Raw genomic sequence first — 17753 nt, 5'->3', positions numbered from 1 at the left:
GCAGGAATCCTGCGCGGCCCCCGGGGAGGCCGTCCGGGCGGCCGCCGATCAGCCGATCAGCCGATCAGCCGGGAGAGCACCACCGAGCTGCGGCTGCGCTGGACGCCCGGCTCGCGCCGGATCCGCTCGATCACGGCCTCCAGGTGCCGGGTGTCGACGGCCCGCAGGTGCACCAGGGCGTCCGGATCGCCGGTGACCGTCCAGGCGGCGACGACCTCGGAGAACTGGCGCAGGCTGGCCAGGATCTCCTCCGGCGCGGTGCGCTCGCGGCAGTAGATCTCCACGAAGGCCTCGGTGTGCCAGCCGAGCAGTTCGGGGTCGAGCACCACGGTGAAGCCGCGCACCACGCCGCGCGAGCGCAGCCGGTCGATCCGGCGGCGCACGGCGGTGGCGGAGAGGTTGGCGAGCAGGCCGATCTCGGCGTACGAGGCCCGGCCGTCCCGGCCCAGGTGGGCCAGCAGCAGGCGGTCCGTCTCGTCCAGGGAGACGCCGCCCACCTCGGACGGTCTGCTCGTGCTCATGACTGCGTGGTCTCCACGGGCTCGGGGACGGGCGAAACGTTCCGCTCACGGCCCCATTCTCCCGGACCCCGGTCGGTCCCGGCCCACTCGGTCCAGAGAGTCCGCTCCAGTCCGCCCGGTCCGCCCGGTCCGCTCAGTCCACCAGCAACACGATCTTGCCCCTGGTGCGCCCCTCGGCGCTGAGCCGCTGGGCGGAGGCGGCCTGGGCGAGCGGGAAGGTGGAGGCGACGGTGACGGTGAGCCTGCCGGCCGCCACCAGCTCGCCCAGCGCCGCGAGGTCGGCGGCGTCCGGGCGGACGAAGACGAAGTGGCCGCCGAAGTCGAGCACCGCCGCGTCCGCGATCGAGGCGATCCGGCCGCGCTGGCGCACCAGCTCCCGGGAGGCCGCCACCGCCGGGCCGCCGATCAGGTCCAGGGCCGCGTCCACGCCCTGTGGCACCAGCGCCCGGACCCGCTCCACCAGGCCCTCGCCGTGGGCCACCGGCTCGGCGCCGAGCGAGCGCAGGTAGGCGTGGTTGTGCTCGCCCGCGGTGCCGATCACCCGGGCACCGAGCGCCACCGCGATCTGGGTGGCGAGACCGCCGACCCCGCCGGCCGCGGCGTGGATCAGCACCGTCTCGCCGGACTGCACCGCCAGGGCCTTGACGAGGCACTGGTAGGCGGTCAGCCCGGCGAGCGGCAGCCCACCGGCCTGCGCCCAGCTGAGCGCGGCGGGCTTGCGGGCCAGCGTGCGCACCGGGGCGGCGACCAGTTCGGCGTAGGTGCCGTGCTCGACGGCGTCCTTGCGGACGTAGCCGATCACCTCGTCGCCGACCTGGTACTCGGTGACGGAGGGGCCGACCCGCTCGACCACCCCGGCCAGGTCCCAGCCCATGATCAGCGGGAAGTGCACGTCCATGACCGCGTCGAGGTGGCCCTCGCGGACCTTCCAGTCGACCGGGTTGACGCCCACGGCCCGCACCCGGACCAGGACGCCGTCCGGCGCCAGCTTCGGGTCGGGCAGTTCGAGGAACTCGACGACCTCCGGGCCGCCGTAGCGATGGATCGCGATGGCCTTCATAGCCCCAGGAAACACGCTCCACCGCCCGGCCGCAGTACCTGCCGCGGCACTGCGTCGGGTCGGGCCGCCGAGCCGACGAGGTGTCGAGCCGATCGCGTCACATCGACACGATGTCCATCGTCAGAGTGACGCGAACCGGTTATGATAGATAACGTCAGAAAGACGAGAAGGCTGGGAACGTCCGGCCGCACAGGAGGGCACCCGCCCGTGACCACCACCGTTGACACCACCTTCGCCGAGCCGACCGCCACGCCGCTCGCGCTGCTGCTGCTCGGCCGCCAGGCCGACCCGAACAGCGAGCGCGGTGTGGAGTGTCCCGGCGACCTGCCGCCCGCCTCCGACCCGGACCTGGTCGAGCGCGCCCGCGCCGCCAAGACGAAGCTCGGCGACCGCGTCTTCATCCTGGGCCACCACTACCAGCGTGACGAGGTCATCGAGTTCGCCGACGTCACCGGTGACTCCTTCAAGCTCGCCAAGGACGCCGCGGCCCGCCCGCAGGCCGAGTACATCGTCTTCTGCGGTGTGCACTTCATGGCCGAGTCGGCCGACATCCTGACCAGCGCGGCCCAGCAGGTCGTGCTGCCGGACCTGGCGGCCGGCTGCTCGATGGCCGACATGGCCACCGCCGAGCAGGTCGCCGAGTGCTGGGACGTGCTGCGCGAGGCCGGCATAGCCGACGTGACCGTCCCGGTCTCGTACATGAACTCCTCCGCCGACATCAAGGCCTTCACCGGCCGGCACGGCGGCACCATCTGCACCTCGTCCAACGCCAAGCGGGCCCTGGAGTGGGCCTACGAGCAGGGGCAGAAGGTGCTCTTCCTGCCCGACCAGCACCTGGGCCGCAACACCGCGGTTCGCGAGCTGGGCTTCTCGCTGGACGACTGCGTGCTCTACAACCCGCACAAGCCGAACGGCGGGCTGACCACCGAACAGCTGCGGAACGCCAAGATGATCCTCTGGCGCGGGCACTGCTCGGTGCACGGCCGGTTCACCGTGGAGTCGGTCGCCGAGGTGCGCGAGCGGATCCCCGGCGTGCGGGTGATGGTGCACCCCGAGTGCCGCCACGAGGTGGTCGCCGCCGCCGACGAGGTCGGCTCGACGGAGTACATCATCAAGGCCCTGGAGGCCGCCGAGCCCGGCTCCAAGTGGGCCATCGGCACCGAGTTGAACCTGGTGCGCCGCCTGGCCAAGGCGCACCCGGACAAGGAGGTCGTCTTCCTGGACCGCTCGGTCTGCTTCTGCTCCACGATGAACCGGATCGACCTGCCGCACCTGGTCTGGGCGCTGGAGTCGCTGGTGGAGGGCCGGGTGCCGAACGTGATCACGGTCGACCCGGAGACCGAGAAGTACGCCAAGGCCGCGCTGGACCGGATGCTGGCGCTGCCGTAGCCGGACGGCCGACCCTGGCAGCGGGGCCGGCCCCGACCGGGGTCGGCCGGCCCCGGCGGACGTGAGAGGGCGGGCACCCGATGGGTGCCCGCCCTCTCACGTCGTGCTCGGCGCTACTCGGCGAAACCGGGGATGATCCCCTCGCCCTCGCCCAGCAGCAGCTCGCGGACCTGCTCGATGGTCGCGCCGTCGTCCGGCAGGATCAGATCGGACGGCTCCAGCGAGTCGACCGGCAGCGGGGTGCCGAGTTCGCGGACCGCGGTGAGCAGATTGCCCAGCTTGGCCCGGAACACCGCGTCGTCCCCCGCGTCCAGAGCGATCAGCAGCTCGTCGTCGAGCTGGTTCAGCCTGCCCAGGTGCTCGTCCCCCACCTGGAACTGGCCCTCACCCATGATCCGCATGATCATGCTGGCATTTCTCCCTGCAGTCGTAGCGGGCGCTCTACTTGTGGTAATTGACGCTCGGCGGCGGGGTGTCCTGCTGCCCGGCGCCGTTGCCCTGCTCGATCGCGGCCGGGCCCGCGGACCCGCCGCCCAGCTCGGCCTTCATCCGGGCCAGCTCCAGCTCGACATCGCTGCCGCCGGCCACCCGCTCCAGCTCCGCCTCGATGTCGTCCTTGCGACCGAGACCGGAGGAGTCGTCGAGCGCGCCCGAGGCGAGCAGCTCGTCGATCGCACCGGCGCGGGCCTGCATCTGGGCGGTCTTGTCCTCGGCCCGCTGGATGGCCAGGCCCACGTCGCCCATCTCCTCCGAGATCCCCGAGAAGGACTCGGCGATCCGGGTCTGCGCCTGGGCGGCGGTGTAGGTCGCCTTGATGGTCTCCTTCTTGGTGCGGAAGGCGTCCACCTTGGCCTGCAGCCGCTGGGAGGCGAGGGTGAGCTTCTCCTCCTCGGCCTGGAGCTGCTGGTACTGCACCTGCAGATCGTTGATCTGGGACTGCATCGCGGACTTGCGGGTCAGCGCCTCCCGGGCCAGGTCCTCGCGGCCCAGCGAGAGCGCCTTGCGGCCCTGGTCCTCGTACTTCGAGGACTGCTGCTGGAGCTGGGTCAGCTGCAACTCCAGGCGCTTGCGCGAGGTGGCGACGTCCGCCACACCCCTGCGCACCTTCTGCAGCAGTTCAAGCTGCTTCTGGTACGAGTAGTCGAGCGTCTCGCGCGGGTCCTCCGCCCGGTCCAAGGCCTTGTTCGCCTTGGAGCGGAAGATCAGCCCCATACGCTTCATGATTCCGTCGCTCATGGGCCTCGGGTGCCCCCTTCTCCGGGCTGGTTGCTATCTCGTACCAAAATCTACTGCGAGTGTATGTGCAGCGGGGCCAGGACCGCAGTACACCTACCTGCAACAAGACTGCTACGGCCGCACCACCCGTGGCCTCCTCCCCCAGGTGGATCTCCTCGGGGCTCCCCTGACAGGGCAGTTGCCTGCCGGCTCAGGGGATGGACGTGATCGCGGGGCCAGCACGTAGGCTTGTCATGTGTTCCGACGCCGTTCAGACGAATCCCCCTCCTCCGCCACCGCGCTGGCCGAGCAGGACGACGCGACCCAGTCCCGCGATCCGCAGGCCAAGAAGGGCCGCCCGACGCCCAAGCGCAACGAGGCCGAGGCGAACCGCCGTACCCGGGTGACCGTGCCCAAGGACCGCAAGGAGGCCGCCAAGCAGTCCCGCGAGCGGCTGCGGTCCGAGCGGGAGAAGCAGCGCCTGGCGATGCTCAACGGTGACGAGCGGGCGCTGATGGGCCGCGACAAGGGCCCGGTGCGGCGCTTCACCCGCGACTACATGGACTCGCGCTGGTCACTGGCCGAGTTCTTCCTGCCGTTCGCCGTGGTGGTGCTGGTCCTGAGCGTGCTGCGGGTGCCCGCGCTCCAGTTGCTCTCGACGCTGCTCTTCGTGCTCTTCCTGGTCCTGGTCGTGCTGGACTTCCTGCGCCTGGGCCTGGGCCTGCGCAAGTCGCTCGCCAACCGGTTCCCGCAGGAGAACACCCGCGGCGCGGTCAGCTACGGCCTGATGCGCAACCTGCAGATGCGCCGCCTGAGGCTGCCCAAGCCGAAGGTGAAGCGGGGCGAGCACCCCTGACCGCCGATCCGCAGCAGGCGTACGACCGGGCCCCCGCCACGCCGGGGCCCGGTCTGTACGTGCTGCCCGGACAGCACGACGGCGGGCACGACCGCGGGCCCTCCTACGAGGGCGGCGGCCAGAGCCAGCAGACCGCGCCCTCCCCGGGCTACGGCGGGGGTTACAGCGCGGGTCACAGCGGGGGCCACGGCTACCACAGCGGCCACGCGTACGGCGGCGGCACCCAGGGCGGGGCCGGGTACGGCGGCCACGGGCTGCCCGCGCGCAGCGGCTCCTTCGCCGGCGGCGCCGGGGCCTGGCTGGAGCGCCAGGGCGGCCTGCACAACCTGGTCCGCCAGGAGATGGTGGCCCGCCAGCTGGCCGAGCAGCTCGCCGAGCACTTCGGCGAGCGCGCCCGCCAGTTCCCGCTGCGGGTGCTGGACGTGGGCTGCGGCCAGGGCACCCAGGCGGTGCGGCTGGCCAGGGCCGGGCACCTGGTCACCGGGCTCGACTCCGACCCGGTCACCCTCGGGGCCGCGCAGGCGGTGCTCGCCGCGGAGCCGCCGGAGGTGCGCGAGCGGGTGCGGCTGCTGAGCGGCGACGGGCACCACTGCGGGCGCTGGTTCGGGCCCGGTAGCTTCGATGTGGTGCTCTGCCACGGTGTGCTGATGTACCTGCCCGACCCGGACCCGCTGATCGCCTCGCTGGCCCGGATGATCGCCCCCGGCGGGCTGATCTCCCTGCTCGCCCGCAACCGGGAGGCGCTGGCCATGCGCTTCGGGTTGACCGGCGACTGGCGCGCCGCGCTGCAGGCCTTCGACTCCGACCACTACGCGAACCGGCTGGGTCTGACCGCCCGGGCCGACCGGCTGGCCGACCTGGCCGCCACGCTGCGCGAGGTCGCGGTGCCGCTGCGGCACTGGTACGGCGTGCGGGTCTTCACGGACGGCATGCCGGACCAGGCGGCACCGGTGGACGGCCGCCAGCTCGGGCAGCTGCTGGAGGCCGAGGACCGGGCCGGCCGGGTCGACCCGTACCGCCAGATCGCCGCGCTGATCCACCTGGTGGGCACCAAGTAGCCCACCGGGCGGACCCGCTGACGACCGCGGCCCGAACGCCCGTCGCTCGAACGAGCGCGGCCCGAACGACCGCGGCCAGGGCGGCTGCCGCGCCGGTGGCCGCTCAGGCCTCGCGCAGGCTCATCGGGTAGATCTCGGTGTCGTCCTCCAGCAGGACCACCCGCTCCACGCCGTCGTCCAGCAGGCGCTTCCACTCCTCGCCGACCCAGGACTCCGCGTCGCCCTGGCTGGTGAACTCCTCGGCCCCGCCCTCCGGGGTGAGGACCGCACCGTCCGCTCCTTCGTACCGCCACGTCCACACCATGCCCGGCTCCCTCTCCTCGCTCGCTGTGCGCGCAGGCTATCGCTACGGGTCCAGGCTGCCCGCCGCGCCACCGCTCAACCCCGGTAGGCCAGGATGGCCGGCATGACGCGTACCTTGATCCTCGGCGGCGCCCGGTCCGGCAAGTCGACCCGGGCCGAGTGGCTGCTGCGCGAGCACTCCGAGGTGCTCTACGCGGCGACCGGCGGGCACCGGGCCGACGACCCCGACTGGGCGCGCCGGATCGCCCTGCACCAGGAGCGGCGGCCGGCGAGCTGGCGCACCGCCGAGACCGTGGAGCTGGAGCCGATCCTGGCCGACGGCGACGACGCCGCACCGGTACTGATCGACTGCCTGGGCCTCTGGCTGACCACCGTGATGGACCGGGCGGGCGCCTGGGACGACGCGGCCTGGGAGCGCGGGGCGGCCGCCTCGGTGGAGCGGCGGTGCGCCGAGCTGGCGGAGGCGGTGCGGCTGACCCGGCGCCAGGTGGTGGCCGTCAGCAACGAGGTGGGGCTCGGCGTGGTGCCCGCGACCCCGGCCGGGCGGCGCTTCCGGGACACCCTGGGCCGGCTGAACATGGCGGTGGCCGAGGCCTCGGACCAGGTGCTGCTGGTGGTGGCGGGCCAGGTGCTGACCATCAAGGACGGGACCACGGCACGCTGACCGCCGAGGTCGGGGCCTTGGCCGGGCGCCTGGTCGGGGTGGGCCCGGAGCCGGGATAAGGACACCGTGCCCCGTCGGGACCGCCGTGCCCCGGACAGCCGCGAGGAGCGATTGGTAGGGTTCCGCACGATGGACACCACCGTGGATCTCGATTCCTTCGCCTCGCTCGTCGAGCGCCCCGACGACGCCGCCCGCCGAGCGGCCGAGGAGCGCTGGTTGGAGCTGGACAAGCCGCGAGGCGGGCTCGGTCAGCTGGAGGAGCTGGGCAGCTGGCTCGCCTCCGTCCAGGGCGGTTCCCAGGCGCGCGCGCTGAGCGCGCCCAAGGTGCTGCTCTTCGCCGGCGACCACGGCATCGCCTCGGTCGGCCTCTCCCGGCTGCCCGCCGCGGGCGGCACCGCCCGGCGGGTGCGCGCCGTGCTGGACGGCAGCGCGCCGGTGGCCCGGCTGGCCCACCGGTTCGGCGCCGAACTGCGCGTGGTGGACCTCGCGGTGGACGCGCCCGAGGAGGCGTTCGGCCCCGAGGTGAGCGAGCACCGGATCCGCCGCGGCTCCGGGCGGATCGACCTGGAGGACGCCGTGACGCTCCAGGAGGCCACCCGGGCCTTCGCGGTCGGCATGGCGATCGCCGACGAGGAGGTCGAACTCGGCACCGACCTGGTGCTGCTCGGCGACCTGGGCGTCGGTTCGACCACGGTGGCCGCCGTGCTGATCGGCGCCCTGTGCGGCACCGACGCGGCCGCGGTCTGCGGGCGCGGCTCGGGGATCGACGACAAGGTCTGGATGGTCAAGTGCGCCGCGATCCGGGACGCGCTGCGCCGGGCCCGGCCGGTGCTCGGCGACCAGTTGGCGCTGATCGCGGCCACCGGCGGCGCCGACTTCGCGGCGATCACCGGGTTCCTGCTGCAGGCGGCCGCCCGCAAGCTGCCGGTGGTTCTGGACGGTGTGGTCTCGGCGGCCTGCGCGCTGATGGCGCAGCGGATCTCGTTCCGCGCCCCGGAGTGGTGGCGGGCCGCGCTGCTGACCGGTGAGCCCGCGCTGGCCAAGGCCTACGACCGGCTCACCCTGACCCCGCTGCACGACCAGCGGATCACCATGGGCGAGGGGGTCGGCGCCCTGATGGCGCTGCCGCTGCTGCAGGCGGCCTCCGACGCGCTGGCCGAGCAGGCCTTCGTGCCGGCCGGCCCGGCCGCGCCGCGCCAGCCCGCGCGACTGCCCAGCGCCGCCGAGCTGCTGAGCCGGCCCTGAATCTGACGGATCGTCAACCACGCCTGCCCGGACTGCGGTTCGCCTTCGGCACGCTCTCCGTCCTGCGGGTGCGGGTGGCCCGCTGGGACCGGGAGGCGGGCGGGCGGGCGATGGTCTGCGCACCCCTGGTCGGGCTGGTGCTGGGCGCCTTCGCGGCCGGCCTGGGGGCGCTGGCCTGCTGGCGCGGCGGCGCGCTGCTCGGCGCGGTCACCGCGGTGGCGGCGCTCGCGGCACTGACCCGCGGCCTGCACCTGGACGGCCTGGCGGACGTGGCCGACGGGCTGGGCAGCGGCAAGCCCGCCGAGGACGCGCTGCGGATCATGAAGCAGTCCGACATCGGGCCGTTCGGGGTGCTGACCCTGCTGCTCGTCCTGCTCGCCCAGATCGCCTGCCTGACCGGCCAGTTCGCGCTCTCTCCCGGGCGCGGCGCGCTCGCCGTGCTGACCGCCGCGGTGGCCGGGCGCTGCGCGCTCGGCTGGGGCTGCCTGCGCCGGGTGCCCGCCGCCCGGCCCGGCGGCCTGGGCGCGATGGTCGCATCGACCGTTCCGGTGCCGGCCGCCGCGGCCGGCACCGCGCTGAGCGCCCTCGCCCTCGCGCTGCTCGGCCTGCACCCGCGCTACGCACTGGCCCTGGCGGTGGCTCAACTCGCCGCCGCGGCACTGCTGCTGCGCTGCGTGCGGCGCTTCGGCGGGATCACCGGGGACGTGCTGGGCGCGCTGGTCGAGACCGCCGCACTGGCCGCGCTGCTGGTGCTCGCCCTGGGGCCCTGAGAGCTCCGCGCCCCGGGCCGGACCGACCCGGGCCGACCCGTCCCGGCCCCGGACGGGCGCCCGGGCGCGGCGGCATCCCACTATGCGGACTACCATGCGGTGAGCGCCGTAGCCCTGCGCCGTCTTCGCGGAGCATGCTGGGGCTGATGCCATTCGGCAGATCCGGCCGTGGACCGCGAAAGAACAGGACGCGAATACGTGACTGCATTGTCTGTGAGCACCTCCTCCGCCGCCGCGCTGCGCGCGGACGCCTTGGTGATCGGTGTCGCGAAGGGACCCAAGGGCCTGGTGGTTGCCTCCGGCGCGGAGGCGCTGGTCGAGGCGTTCGAGGGCAAGCTGGCCGACGTCCTCACCACCCTGGGCGCCACCGGCGGTGAGGGCGAGGCCGTCAAGCTGCCCGCCCCCGCCGGGTTCAAGGTCGGCTTCGTGCTGGCCGTCGGCCTCGGCGAGGCCACCGAGGCCGGCTACCAGGCCGAGGCGCTGCGCCGCGCCGCGGGTGTGGCCGGCCGCACCCTGGCCGGCGCCAAGAAGGCGGGTCTGGCGCTGCCGGCCGAGTCGGCCGAGGAGATCGAGGCCGTCGCCCTGGGCGGCCTGCTCGGCTCGTACGGCTACAACGCCTACCGCACCACCGACGGCTTCAAGGAGCCGGTCGGCGAGCTGGTCGTGCTGGCCACCCGCAAGGGCAGCAAGGACGCCAAGGCCGCCGTCGAGCGCGCCACCGTGCTCGGCGAGGAGATGAACCGGGCCCGCGACCTGATCAACATGCCGCCGAACGACCTGCACCCCAAGGCCTTCGCCGCCATCGCCCAGGGCGCCGGCAAGGAGCTCGGTCTCAAGGTCGAGGTCTGGGACGAGAAGGCACTGGCCAAGGGCGGCTTCGGCGGCATCCTGGGCGTGGGCATCGGCTCGGCCAACCCGCCGCGGCTGGTCAAGATCGCCTACACCCACCCCAAGGCCAAGGCCACCCTGGCCTTCATCGGCAAGGGCATCACCTACGACTCGGGCGGCATCTCGCTCAAGCCGGCCGGCCACAACGAGACCATGAAGTGCGACATGTCCGGCGCCGCCGCCGTCTTCGCCGCCGTGGTCGCCGCCAAGCGGCTGGGCCTGGCCGTCAACGTCACCGGCTGGCTGGCGCTGGCCGAGAACATGCCCTCCGGCTCCGCCACCCGCCCCGGCGACGTGCTGCGGATGTACGGCGGCAAGACGGTCGAGGTGCTGAACACCGACGCCGAGGGCCGCCTGGTGCTGGCCGACGCGATCGTGCGGGCCGGCGAGGAGGGCCCGGACGCGATCGTCGACGTGGCCACCCTGACCGGCGCGATGGTGCTGGCGCTCGGCACCCGCACCTTCGGCGTGATGGCCAACTCGGACGAGTTCCGCGACCGGCTGCACGCCACCGCCGGGCGCGCGGGCGAGCAGTCCTGGCCGATGCCGCTGCCCGGCGAGCTGCGCAAGGGCATGGACTCCCCGGTGGCCGACCTGGCCAACATGGGCGAGCGGATGGGTGGCGGCCTGGTCGCCGGCATCTTCCTCAAGGAGTTCGTGGCCGACGGCATCGACTGGGGCCACCTGGACATCGCCGGTCCTGCCTTCCACGAGGCCGCGCCGTTCGGCTACACCCCCAAGGGCGGCACCGGCAGCGCGGTGCGCACGCTGGTGCAGCTCGCGGAGGAGACCGCGCAGGGCTGAGCCCGCGGGCCGGGACCGGTCCGGGGCTGAGTCCTTGGCCGTTCCTCCGATTCACGACAGGGTCCGGTGTCCGATGACACCGGGCCCTGTCGGCTTCGGCCGATCCCGCGGCCGGCTCCGCCACCCGGTTACCCGCGGGTAGTCCTCAAGTCCCACTCGCCTGCCTGTTCGCCTCCGGCGAAACTTTCTTCCACCACATGGAATCGAGGTCGCGGGCCGGCAGGGCCGCGGGCCGCCGCCGCCCGGCCAGGACTGCCGTGAGCTGCGCAGACACTGCTACTGACGGGTGTCACCGCCCCCTGGCGGACCTGCTGGGGGGTGGACCCGGACATCAGTCGCCGTGAACAAGTGCGAAGATGTATTTCCGGCACGACTGGGCGCCTCACAAGGGCTTCCCGCACACCGGACCAGCACCGGCCCGGACGGATCCACACCCCATGGCATGGAGGACGTGACGTGGCGAACGACGCCAGCACCGTTTTCGACGTAGTCATTCTCGGAGGCGGAAGCGGCGGCTACGCCGCGGCGCTCCGCGCCGCGCAGCTGGGCCTGAGCGTGGCCCTGATCGAGAAGGGCGAGCTGGGCGGCACCTGCCTGCACCGGGGCTGCATTCCCACCAAGGCGCTGCTGCACGCCGCCGAGATCGCCGACGAGACTCGCGAGGCCGCCGAGTTCGGCGTGCTGGCGACCTTCCAGGGCATCGACATCAAGGGCGTCCACAAGTACAAGGACGACGTCGTCTCGGGCCTGTACAAGGGCCTGCAGGGCCTGGTCGCCTCGCGCAAGGTCCACTACATCACCGGTGAGGGCCGGCTCTCCTCGCCGACCTCGGTGGACGTCAACGGCCAGCGGGTCGAGGGCCGCCACATCGTCCTCGCCACCGGCTCCGTGCCGAAGTCGCTGCCCGGCCTGACCATCGACGGCGACCGGGTCATCTCCTCCGACCACGCCCTCAAGCTCGACCGCGTCCCGCAGTCGGCCGTCATCCTCGGCGGCGGCGTGATCGGCGTCGAGTTCGCCTCCGTCTGGAAGTCCTTCGGCGTCGACGTCACCATCGTCGAGGCCCTGCCGCACCTGGTTCCGCTGGAGGACGAGAACTCCTCCAAGCTGCTGGAGCGGGCCTTCCGCAAGCGTGGCATCAAGTTCGAGCTCAAGGCCCGCTTCTCGGGCGTCGAGTACACCGAGGCCGGCGTGCGCGTCTCGACCGAGAACGGCAAGCAGATCGACGCCGACCTGCTGCTGGTCGCCATCGGCCGCGGTCCCGTCTCGGCCGGCCTGGGCTACGAGGAGGCCGGGGTCGCCATGGAGCGCGGCTACGTCCTGGTCGACGAGTACATGCGCACCAACGTGCCCACCATCTCCGCCGTCGGCGACCTCGCCCCGACCCTGCAGCTGGCCCACGTCGGCTTCGCCGAGGGCATCCTGGTCGCCGAGCGCCTGGCCGGCCTGAAGGCCGTCCCGATCGACTACGACGGCGTGCCGCGGGTCACCTACTCCAACCCCGAGGTCGCCTCGGTCGGCATCTCCGAGGCCAAGGCCATCGAGCTGTACGGCAAGGAGAAGGTCGTCTCGCTCAAGTACAGCCTGGCCGGCAACGGCAAGAGCAAGATCCTCAAGACCTCCGGCGAGATCAAGCTGGTGCAGGTCAAGGACGGCGCCGTGGTGGGTGTCCACATGGTCGGCGCCCGGATGGGTGAGCAGGTCGGCGAGGCTCAGCTCATCTACAACTGGGAGGCGCTGCCGGCCGAGGTCGCGCAGCTCATCCACGCCCACCCGACCCAGTCCGAGGCGCTCGGCGAGGCCCACCTGGCGCTGGCCGGCAAGCCGCTGCACGCGCACGACTGATCGCGCCCGCCCCGCTCGTCCTTACCTTTCCCCGAACTTCCTGAACGCAAGACTTGATAGGAGTCGCTGAAACCATGGCGGTCTCAGTAACGCTGCCCGCGCTGGGCGAGAGCGTGTCCGAAGGTACTGTCACCCGCTGGCTGAAGGCCGAGGGCGAGCGAGTGGAGGTCGACGAGCCGCTGCTCGAGGTCTCGACCGACAAGGTCGACACCGAGATCCCCGCGCCGGTCTCCGGCATCCTCGCGTCGATCAAGGTCGCCGAGGACGAGACGGTCGAGGTGGGCGCCGAACTGGCGATCATCGACGACGGCTCGGGCGCCCCCGTCCCCGCCGCCGCGCCGGCTGCCCCCGCCCCGGTCGCCGAGGCCCCGGTCGCCGCTCCGGCGCCCGTCGCCCCGGCCGCCCCGGCCGCTCCGGCCGCGCCGGCTCCGGTCGCCGCCGCACCGGCGGGTGACGCCACTCCGGTGCTGCTGCCCGCGCTGGGCGAGTCGGTCACCGAGGGCACCGTCACCCGCTGGCTGAAGGCCGTGGGTGAGGCCATCGAGGTCGACGAGCCGCTGCTCGAGGTCTCGACCGACAAGGTCGACACCGAGATCCCGTCGCCGGTCGCCGGCGTCGTGCTGCAGATCCTGGTCGGTGAGGACGAGAGCGCCGAGGTCGGCGCCCAGCTCGCGCTGATCGGCGCGGCGGGTGCCGCTCCGGCTGCCCCGGCTGCTCCGGCCGCGCCCGCTCCGGTGGCCGCCCCGGCCCCGGCTCCGGTCGCCGCCCCCGCTCCGGTCGCCGCTCCGGCACCGGTCGCCCCGGCTGCCCCGGCCCCGGTCGCCGCCGCGCCGGCTCCGGTGGCTCCGGCCGCGCCGGCCCCGGTCGCCGCCCCGGCACCCGTGGCCGCGCCCGCTCCGGTCGCTGCCCCGGCTGCCCCGGCCCCGGTCGCCGCCGACGCCGGTGACGCGTACGTCACCCCGCTGGTCCGCAAGCTCGCCGCCGAGCACGGTGTCGCGCTCTCCGCCGTCGCCGGCTCCGGTGTCGGCGGTCGGATCCGCAAGCAGGACGTCATCGCCGCCGCCGAGGCCGCCGCCGCCGCTGCCGCCGCACCGGCCGCTGCCGCGCCGGCCGCCGCGCCGAAGGCCGCTGCCGCGCCGTCCCCGCTGCGCGGCCAGACGGTCAAGATGACCCGGATGCGCAAGGTCATCGGCGACAACATGCTGAAGGCCCTGCACGAGCAGGCCCAGCTGACCAGCGTGGTCGAGGTGGACGTCACCAAGGTCATGAAGCTGCGCGGCAAGGCCAAGGACGCCTTCCTCGCCCGCGAGGGCGTGAAGCTGTCCCCGATGCCGTTCTTCGTCAAGGCCGCCGCCCAGGCTCTGAAGAGCCACCCCTCGATCAACGCCCGGATCAACGAGGCCGAGGGCACCGTCACCTACTTCGACACCGAGAACATCGGTATCGCGGTGGACTCCGAGAAGGGTCTGATGACCCCGGTCATCAAGGGGGCGGGCGACCTCAACCTCGCCGGCATCTCCAAGAAGACCGCGGAGCTGGCCAGTAAGGTGCGCGGCAGCAAGATCACCCCGGACGAGCTGTCCGGCGCCACCTTCACCATCAGCAACACCGGCTCGCGCGGCGCGCTCTTCGACACCGTCATCGTGCCGCCGAACCAGGTCGCCATCCTGGGCATCGGCGCGACGGTCAAGCGCCCCGTGGTCATCGAGACCGAGGAGGGCACCGTCATCGGCGTCCGCGACATGACCTACCTGTCGCTCTCCTACGACCACCGCCTGGTGGACGGCGCCGACGCCGCCCGCTACCTGGTCGCCGTCAAGGAGATCCTGGAGTCCGGCGAGTTCGAGGTCGAGCTCGGCCTGTGACGCGCTAGCGCTCCGCGGCACGCGGGACCCGACGGCCGGTGCACCCCTTCCGGGGGTGCACCGGCCGTTCGCCGTCGCGCGCCGGTGGCGCGGTCGCACGGCGGGGCAGGAGGCACCGGACGGGTACTCTGAGCTGAGCAGCGGCAGGCCCGTGGAGCGCGCTCAGGGGAGGTACGCCATGACCGCCGAGATGGTCGCACCCGCGTGGATGCACACGCAGATCAGCGCGGAGGAGTACGACTCCTGGTCCGAGGAGCAGTGCGCGGGCATCGAGATCGTGGACGGGATGGTCGTCGTGAGCCCCAGGGCCACCAAGCGGCACAATCGCCTGGCCCGGCTCCTGGCCAACGCCCTCGACTCCGCCGCCGGCCCGGAGTGGAACGCCGACACCGACTTCGACGTGCGGCTGCGGGACGTGCCGCTCACCACCCGCAGGCCCGATGTCGTCGTCTACCGGGCCGAGACGATCGATGTCGCACCGACCCGCCCCGAGCACGTCCTGCTGGTGGTCGAGGTGGTCTCGCCGGGCTCCGAGACCACCGACCGGGTCGCGAAGGTCCACCAGTACGCCACCGCCGGGATCCCCTTCTACTGGCGGGTGGAGCAGCCACCCACCGGGGTCCCGCTCGTCCACACCTACCTGCTCGACCCTGCGACCAGGGCCTACCGTGACGGCGCGCTGTTCACCGGGCTGGTGAAGGCCGTGGCGCCCTTCGCGGTGGAGGCCGACCTGGGCGGTGGCTGAGGGGCTGCCCTGCCATGATCGGGCCATGTCCTTCAACGTCGCCGTCCTCGCCTCCCACGCCGGATCCAACCTGCGTGCGCTGACCGCTGGTTCGTCGGAGCCCGGGTCGCCGTACCGGGTGGTGCTGGTGATCAGCAACAACAGCGGCTCCGGCGCGCTCGCGCACGCGGCTGAGCTGGGCATCGGGCAGGCCCACCTCTCCGGGCGGACCCATCCCGAGGCGGACGAGCTGGACCGGGCGATGCTCGAACTGCTGCGCGCGCACGGGGTCGACCTGGTGGTCACCGCCGGGTACCTGAAGAAGGTGGGGCCCGCGGTGCTGGACGCCTGTGCCGGACGCGTCATCAATGTGCACCCCGCGCTGCTTCCCCGGCACGGCGGGCCCGGGATGCACGGCCGGCACGTCCACGAGAGCGTCCTGGCCGCCGGGGACCTGGTCTCCGGCGCGTCCGTCCACCAGGTGACCGCGCGGTACGACGAGGGGCCGGTGATCGCGCGGCGCGAGGTGCCGGTGCTGCCCGGGGACACGGTGGAGAGCTTGGCCGAGCGGGTACTGGCGGCCGAGCACACCTTGCTGCCCGAGACTGTGCGAACGCTCGCGCGGGGGTGACGCCTCACCCGAACGGGGGGCGTGGCGGGAGTGGCGCGGGCGCGGGTGGTGTGCGTTCGGGCGGCGGAGCGGCCATGCTGGAGCGGTGATGTACGAGACGGACTTCTGGCAGATCATCGACGAGACCCGCGACGCCGCCGACGGGGACCCGGACGACCAGGCCGACCTGCTGGTGGATCGGCTCGCGCAGCTGACCCCGGACGAGGTGATCGACTTCGCCCGGCTCTTCGAGGCGCGGTTCCAGCGGGCCTACACCCGCGAGCTGTGGGGCGCGGCGCACCTGCTGCTCGGCGAGGTGTCGGAGGACTCCTTCGACTTCTTCCGCTGCTGGCTGATCGCCCAGGGCCGGGAGGTGTTCGAGGGCGCGGTGCACCATCCGGACGACCTGGCGGAGCTGGTGCCGGACTTCGACGAGGAGGAGGACGGCGACGCCGAGGAGTTCGGCTACGCCCCCGACGAGGCGCACGAGCAGCTCACCGGGCTGCCGCTGCCGGACCTGGGCAGCAGCCAGCCGCGGCAGCCCGAGGGGGCGCCGTTCGACTTCGCGGACCCGGCCGTGATGGCGAAACGATTCCCCAAGTTGTGGGAGATCTACGGGGATTGAGGCCGACCGCCGAGCACCTCCAGGATCTCGGGCCAGGCCTCGTCGCCCAGCTGGGGAAGGCGCTCCGGCGTAGTGGCCGGCAGTTGTTCGCGCCGCCGAGCGGATGCGGTATGACTGTGTGTGAAGAGTCGGAGGCTCCGCGGTGCAGATCCTCCGCTCCCGGAGGGGGATACGTGAGCGGGTCCGAGTCGGCGACCGGCTGACCGACCGACCGACACGAAGCTCGCAGGAAGGAAGCTGACGATGGCGCAGGCGCCGATGGGTGACTCGACCGGGTACGTGCTGGAGCTGCGCTGCGGCTCGTGCCCCACGAACCCGGTGATCGAGGTCTACCGCAACGTCGACCCGCGCGGCTCCCTGGGCTCGACCGACACCGACCGGTGCCTGCGCTGCCAGGAACGCGTCCTGGACCGCCCGCACGCCGGCGACCACCTCTGCCCCGTCTGCCGGACGGAGTGCGCCGAGTGCCGAGTCCCGATCAGCAGCGGCGAACGCCAGCAGGGCGGCATCTGCCGGCGCTGCCGCGGCGCCTGCCGGATCTGCAGCACCCCGATGCGCGGCGGCGCCTGCCCGGAGTGCACCGACTCTTCCAGGCGCGACCCGTTCAGCAAGGTCATGAGGTCCTTCCCGGACGCGCTGCTGAGCCTGTGCGGCGGGGACTTCCACAGCAGCGTGGCCGAGATCGTCCGGATCGAGGTCCAGCGGGTCGGCCAGCAGCGGATGGTCGACCGGATCAACCGACGCTGGTGGAGGCACTGGGCGAACCTGCCGCTGGCCAACAACCGCGAAGGGGTGCACACACCTGACCAGTGCGCCTACAGCCTGGTCGTCCCCCACGACTGCGACCGGCCGGACTGCGAGGACGGCTGGCTCGTCGACGCCGACCGCAACTGCCCGTTCTGCAACAGCACCGACCCCGCCGTCGACGGCCCCCACCGGCCGGTCCACCTCGTGCTGGCCGACGCGGGCGCCCACGGCGTCATCGCCGACCCGGTCCGGGCCCAAGCCCGGGCCAGGGAGATCCGGCAGGAACTGCGCTTCACCCACGGCACTTCACGCAGCGACCGCAGCCCCCGCCGCAGGAAGACGAACACCCAGCCCCCGGCCCCCCACGTCCCCGCCCCCTACACCCTGCGTGAGCGGCCCTCGACGTGGCCGCCGCACGAGCCCGGCGCCGACGACAGCCCGATCATCGCCGCCCGCGACCAGAGCGCCATCGACTCGACGTACGAGGCCGCGGTCGAGCGCGCCCGGCGCGAGAAGGCCGCCCGGCAGCGCAGTTGAGAGTCGGCGAGCTCCGCGACACGGGCG

The 17753-nt window shown here is 73.0% G+C and carries 17 protein-coding genes and 1 pseudogene; 13 read left to right on the top strand and 5 right to left on the bottom strand.

Going from position 1 to position 17753, the window contains the following annotated elements; all coding sequences use genetic code 11:
* Window positions 1-56: 56 nt before the first annotated feature.
* Window positions 57-521, bottom strand: a complete 465-nt coding sequence (locus OG455_RS29155) for an Lrp/AsnC family transcriptional regulator (RefSeq protein WP_266298743.1) — start codon at window positions 519-521, stop codon at window positions 57-59.
* 133 nt (window positions 522-654) lie between these two features.
* Window positions 655-1581: an NADP-dependent oxidoreductase gene (locus OG455_RS29150; RefSeq protein WP_266298741.1), complete on the bottom strand. Its 927-nt coding sequence runs from the start codon at window positions 1579-1581 to the stop codon at window positions 655-657.
* Between the two features lie 207 nt (window positions 1582-1788).
* Here OG455_RS29150 and nadA point away from each other — a divergent pair, with 207 nt between their 5' ends.
* Entirely contained in the window at window positions 1789-2970 is a 1182-nt protein-coding gene (gene nadA, locus OG455_RS29145; protein WP_266298739.1) for a quinolinate synthase NadA, read from the top strand.
* 113 nt (window positions 2971-3083) lie between these two features.
* Here the strand turns inward: nadA and OG455_RS29140 are convergent, their stop codons facing one another.
* Together OG455_RS29140 and OG455_RS29135 are read right to left on the bottom strand one after the other, a co-directional pair.
* A complete protein-coding gene (locus OG455_RS29140; protein WP_266298737.1) occupies window positions 3084-3377 on the bottom strand; it encodes a hypothetical protein in 294 nt (97 codons plus the stop codon).
* Window positions 3378-3411: 34 nt separating this feature from the next.
* A complete protein-coding gene (locus OG455_RS29135; protein ID WP_266298735.1) occupies window positions 3412-4206 on the bottom strand; it encodes a PspA/IM30 family protein in 795 nt (264 codons plus the stop codon).
* A gap of 235 nt (window positions 4207-4441) precedes the next feature.
* On the opposite strand from OG455_RS29135, the gene OG455_RS29130 reads away from it, so the two are divergent.
* A complete protein-coding gene (locus OG455_RS29130) occupies window positions 4442-5041 on the top strand; it encodes a DUF3043 domain-containing protein (protein ID WP_266298733.1) in 600 nt (199 codons plus the stop codon).
* Between the two features lie 341 nt (window positions 5042-5382).
* Window positions 5383-6099 carry a bifunctional 2-polyprenyl-6-hydroxyphenol methylase/3-demethylubiquinol 3-O-methyltransferase UbiG gene (locus OG455_RS29125; protein ID WP_266300993.1) on the top strand — a complete coding sequence of 239 codons (717 nt, stop codon included), beginning with the start codon at window positions 5383-5385 and terminating at the stop codon, window positions 6097-6099.
* A gap of 103 nt (window positions 6100-6202) precedes the next feature.
* Here OG455_RS29125 and OG455_RS29120 read toward each other — a convergent pair whose 3' ends face one another.
* The gene (locus OG455_RS29120) at window positions 6203-6403 is read right to left on the bottom strand and encodes a hypothetical protein (protein WP_266298731.1); all 201 of its coding nucleotides are present in this window, start codon (window positions 6401-6403) and stop codon (window positions 6203-6205) included.
* A 108-nt stretch (window positions 6404-6511) separates the two neighbouring features.
* Between OG455_RS29120 and cobU the strand changes: the two are divergent.
* The 10 genes and pseudogenes from cobU to OG455_RS29070 form a co-directional block, all read left to right on the top strand.
* Window positions 6512-7066 (top strand): annotated as a pseudogene (gene cobU, locus OG455_RS29115) (bifunctional adenosylcobinamide kinase/adenosylcobinamide-phosphate guanylyltransferase); the annotation flags it as partial.
* A gap of 129 nt (window positions 7067-7195) precedes the next feature.
* Complete coding sequence (locus OG455_RS29110) at window positions 7196-8311, top strand: nicotinate-nucleotide--dimethylbenzimidazole phosphoribosyltransferase (RefSeq protein ID WP_266298729.1); 1116 nt, start codon at window positions 7196-7198, stop codon at window positions 8309-8311.
* A gap of 23 nt (window positions 8312-8334) precedes the next feature.
* A complete protein-coding gene (locus OG455_RS29105; RefSeq protein WP_266300992.1) occupies window positions 8335-9081 on the top strand; it encodes an adenosylcobinamide-GDP ribazoletransferase in 747 nt (248 codons plus the stop codon).
* 198 nt (window positions 9082-9279) lie between these two features.
* Window positions 9280-10773, top strand: a complete 1494-nt coding sequence (locus OG455_RS29100) for a leucyl aminopeptidase (RefSeq protein ID WP_266298727.1) — start codon at window positions 9280-9282, stop codon at window positions 10771-10773.
* Between the two features lie 456 nt (window positions 10774-11229).
* Entirely contained in the window at window positions 11230-12618 is a 1389-nt protein-coding gene (lpdA, locus tag OG455_RS29095) for a dihydrolipoyl dehydrogenase (RefSeq protein ID WP_266298725.1), read from the top strand.
* Window positions 12619-12692: 74 nt separating this feature from the next.
* Entirely contained in the window at window positions 12693-14483 is a 1791-nt protein-coding gene (gene sucB, locus OG455_RS29090; protein ID WP_266298723.1) for a 2-oxoglutarate dehydrogenase, E2 component, dihydrolipoamide succinyltransferase, read from the top strand.
* Window positions 14484-14661: 178 nt separating this feature from the next.
* The gene (locus OG455_RS29085) at window positions 14662-15228 is read left to right on the top strand and encodes a Uma2 family endonuclease (RefSeq protein ID WP_266298721.1); all 567 of its coding nucleotides are present in this window, start codon (window positions 14662-14664) and stop codon (window positions 15226-15228) included.
* Window positions 15229-15253: 25 nt separating this feature from the next.
* Window positions 15254-15838, top strand: coding sequence for a phosphoribosylglycinamide formyltransferase (gene purN, locus OG455_RS29080; RefSeq protein WP_266298719.1), 585 nt, complete (start codon window positions 15254-15256; stop codon window positions 15836-15838).
* A gap of 88 nt (window positions 15839-15926) precedes the next feature.
* The gene (locus tag OG455_RS29075) at window positions 15927-16442 is read left to right on the top strand and encodes a DUF4240 domain-containing protein (RefSeq protein WP_266300991.1); all 516 of its coding nucleotides are present in this window, start codon (window positions 15927-15929) and stop codon (window positions 16440-16442) included.
* A gap of 243 nt (window positions 16443-16685) precedes the next feature.
* A complete protein-coding gene (locus tag OG455_RS29070; protein WP_266298717.1) occupies window positions 16686-17726 on the top strand; it encodes a hypothetical protein in 1041 nt (346 codons plus the stop codon).
* Window positions 17727-17753: the final 27 nt, after the last annotated feature.

It is taken from the genome of Kitasatospora sp. NBC_01287, from assembly GCF_026340565.1.
Lineage (GTDB): Bacteria > Actinomycetota > Actinomycetes > Streptomycetales > Streptomycetaceae > Kitasatospora.
The sequence above is the reverse complement of the archived record's forward strand: the minus strand, read 5'-3'. Positions and strand labels throughout refer to the sequence as shown.

What these genes read in the sequence shown, in the direction of transcription:
- OG455_RS29155 (WP_266298743.1), bottom strand. Translation starts at nt 521, where the DNA reads ATGAGCACGAGCAGACCGTCCGAGGTGGGCGGCGTCTCCCTGGACGAG.
- OG455_RS29150 (WP_266298741.1), bottom strand. Translation starts at nt 1,581, where the DNA reads ATGAAGGCCATCGCGATCCATCGCTACGGCGGCCCGGAGGTCGTCGAG.
- OG455_RS29140 (WP_266298737.1), bottom strand. Translation starts at nt 3,377, where the DNA reads ATGATCATGCGGATCATGGGTGAGGGCCAGTTCCAGGTGGGGGACGAG.
- OG455_RS29135 (WP_266298735.1), bottom strand. Translation starts at nt 4,206, where the DNA reads ATGAGCGACGGAATCATGAAGCGTATGGGGCTGATCTTCCGCTCCAAG.
- OG455_RS29125 (WP_266300993.1), top strand. Translation starts at nt 5,383, where the DNA reads ATGGTGGCCCGCCAGCTGGCCGAGCAGCTCGCCGAGCACTTCGGCGAG.
- OG455_RS29120 (WP_266298731.1), bottom strand. Translation starts at nt 6,403, where the DNA reads ATGGTGTGGACGTGGCGGTACGAAGGAGCGGACGGTGCGGTCCTCACC.
- OG455_RS29110 (WP_266298729.1), top strand. Translation starts at nt 7,196, where the DNA reads ATGGACACCACCGTGGATCTCGATTCCTTCGCCTCGCTCGTCGAGCGC.
- sucB (WP_266298723.1), top strand. Translation starts at nt 12,693, where the DNA reads ATGGCGGTCTCAGTAACGCTGCCCGCGCTGGGCGAGAGCGTGTCCGAA.
- OG455_RS29085 (WP_266298721.1), top strand. Translation starts at nt 14,662, where the DNA reads ATGACCGCCGAGATGGTCGCACCCGCGTGGATGCACACGCAGATCAGC.
- purN (WP_266298719.1), top strand. Translation starts at nt 15,254, where the DNA reads ATGTCCTTCAACGTCGCCGTCCTCGCCTCCCACGCCGGATCCAACCTG.
- OG455_RS29075 (WP_266300991.1), top strand. Translation starts at nt 15,927, where the DNA reads ATGTACGAGACGGACTTCTGGCAGATCATCGACGAGACCCGCGACGCC.
- OG455_RS29070 (WP_266298717.1), top strand. Translation starts at nt 16,686, where the DNA reads ATGGCGCAGGCGCCGATGGGTGACTCGACCGGGTACGTGCTGGAGCTG.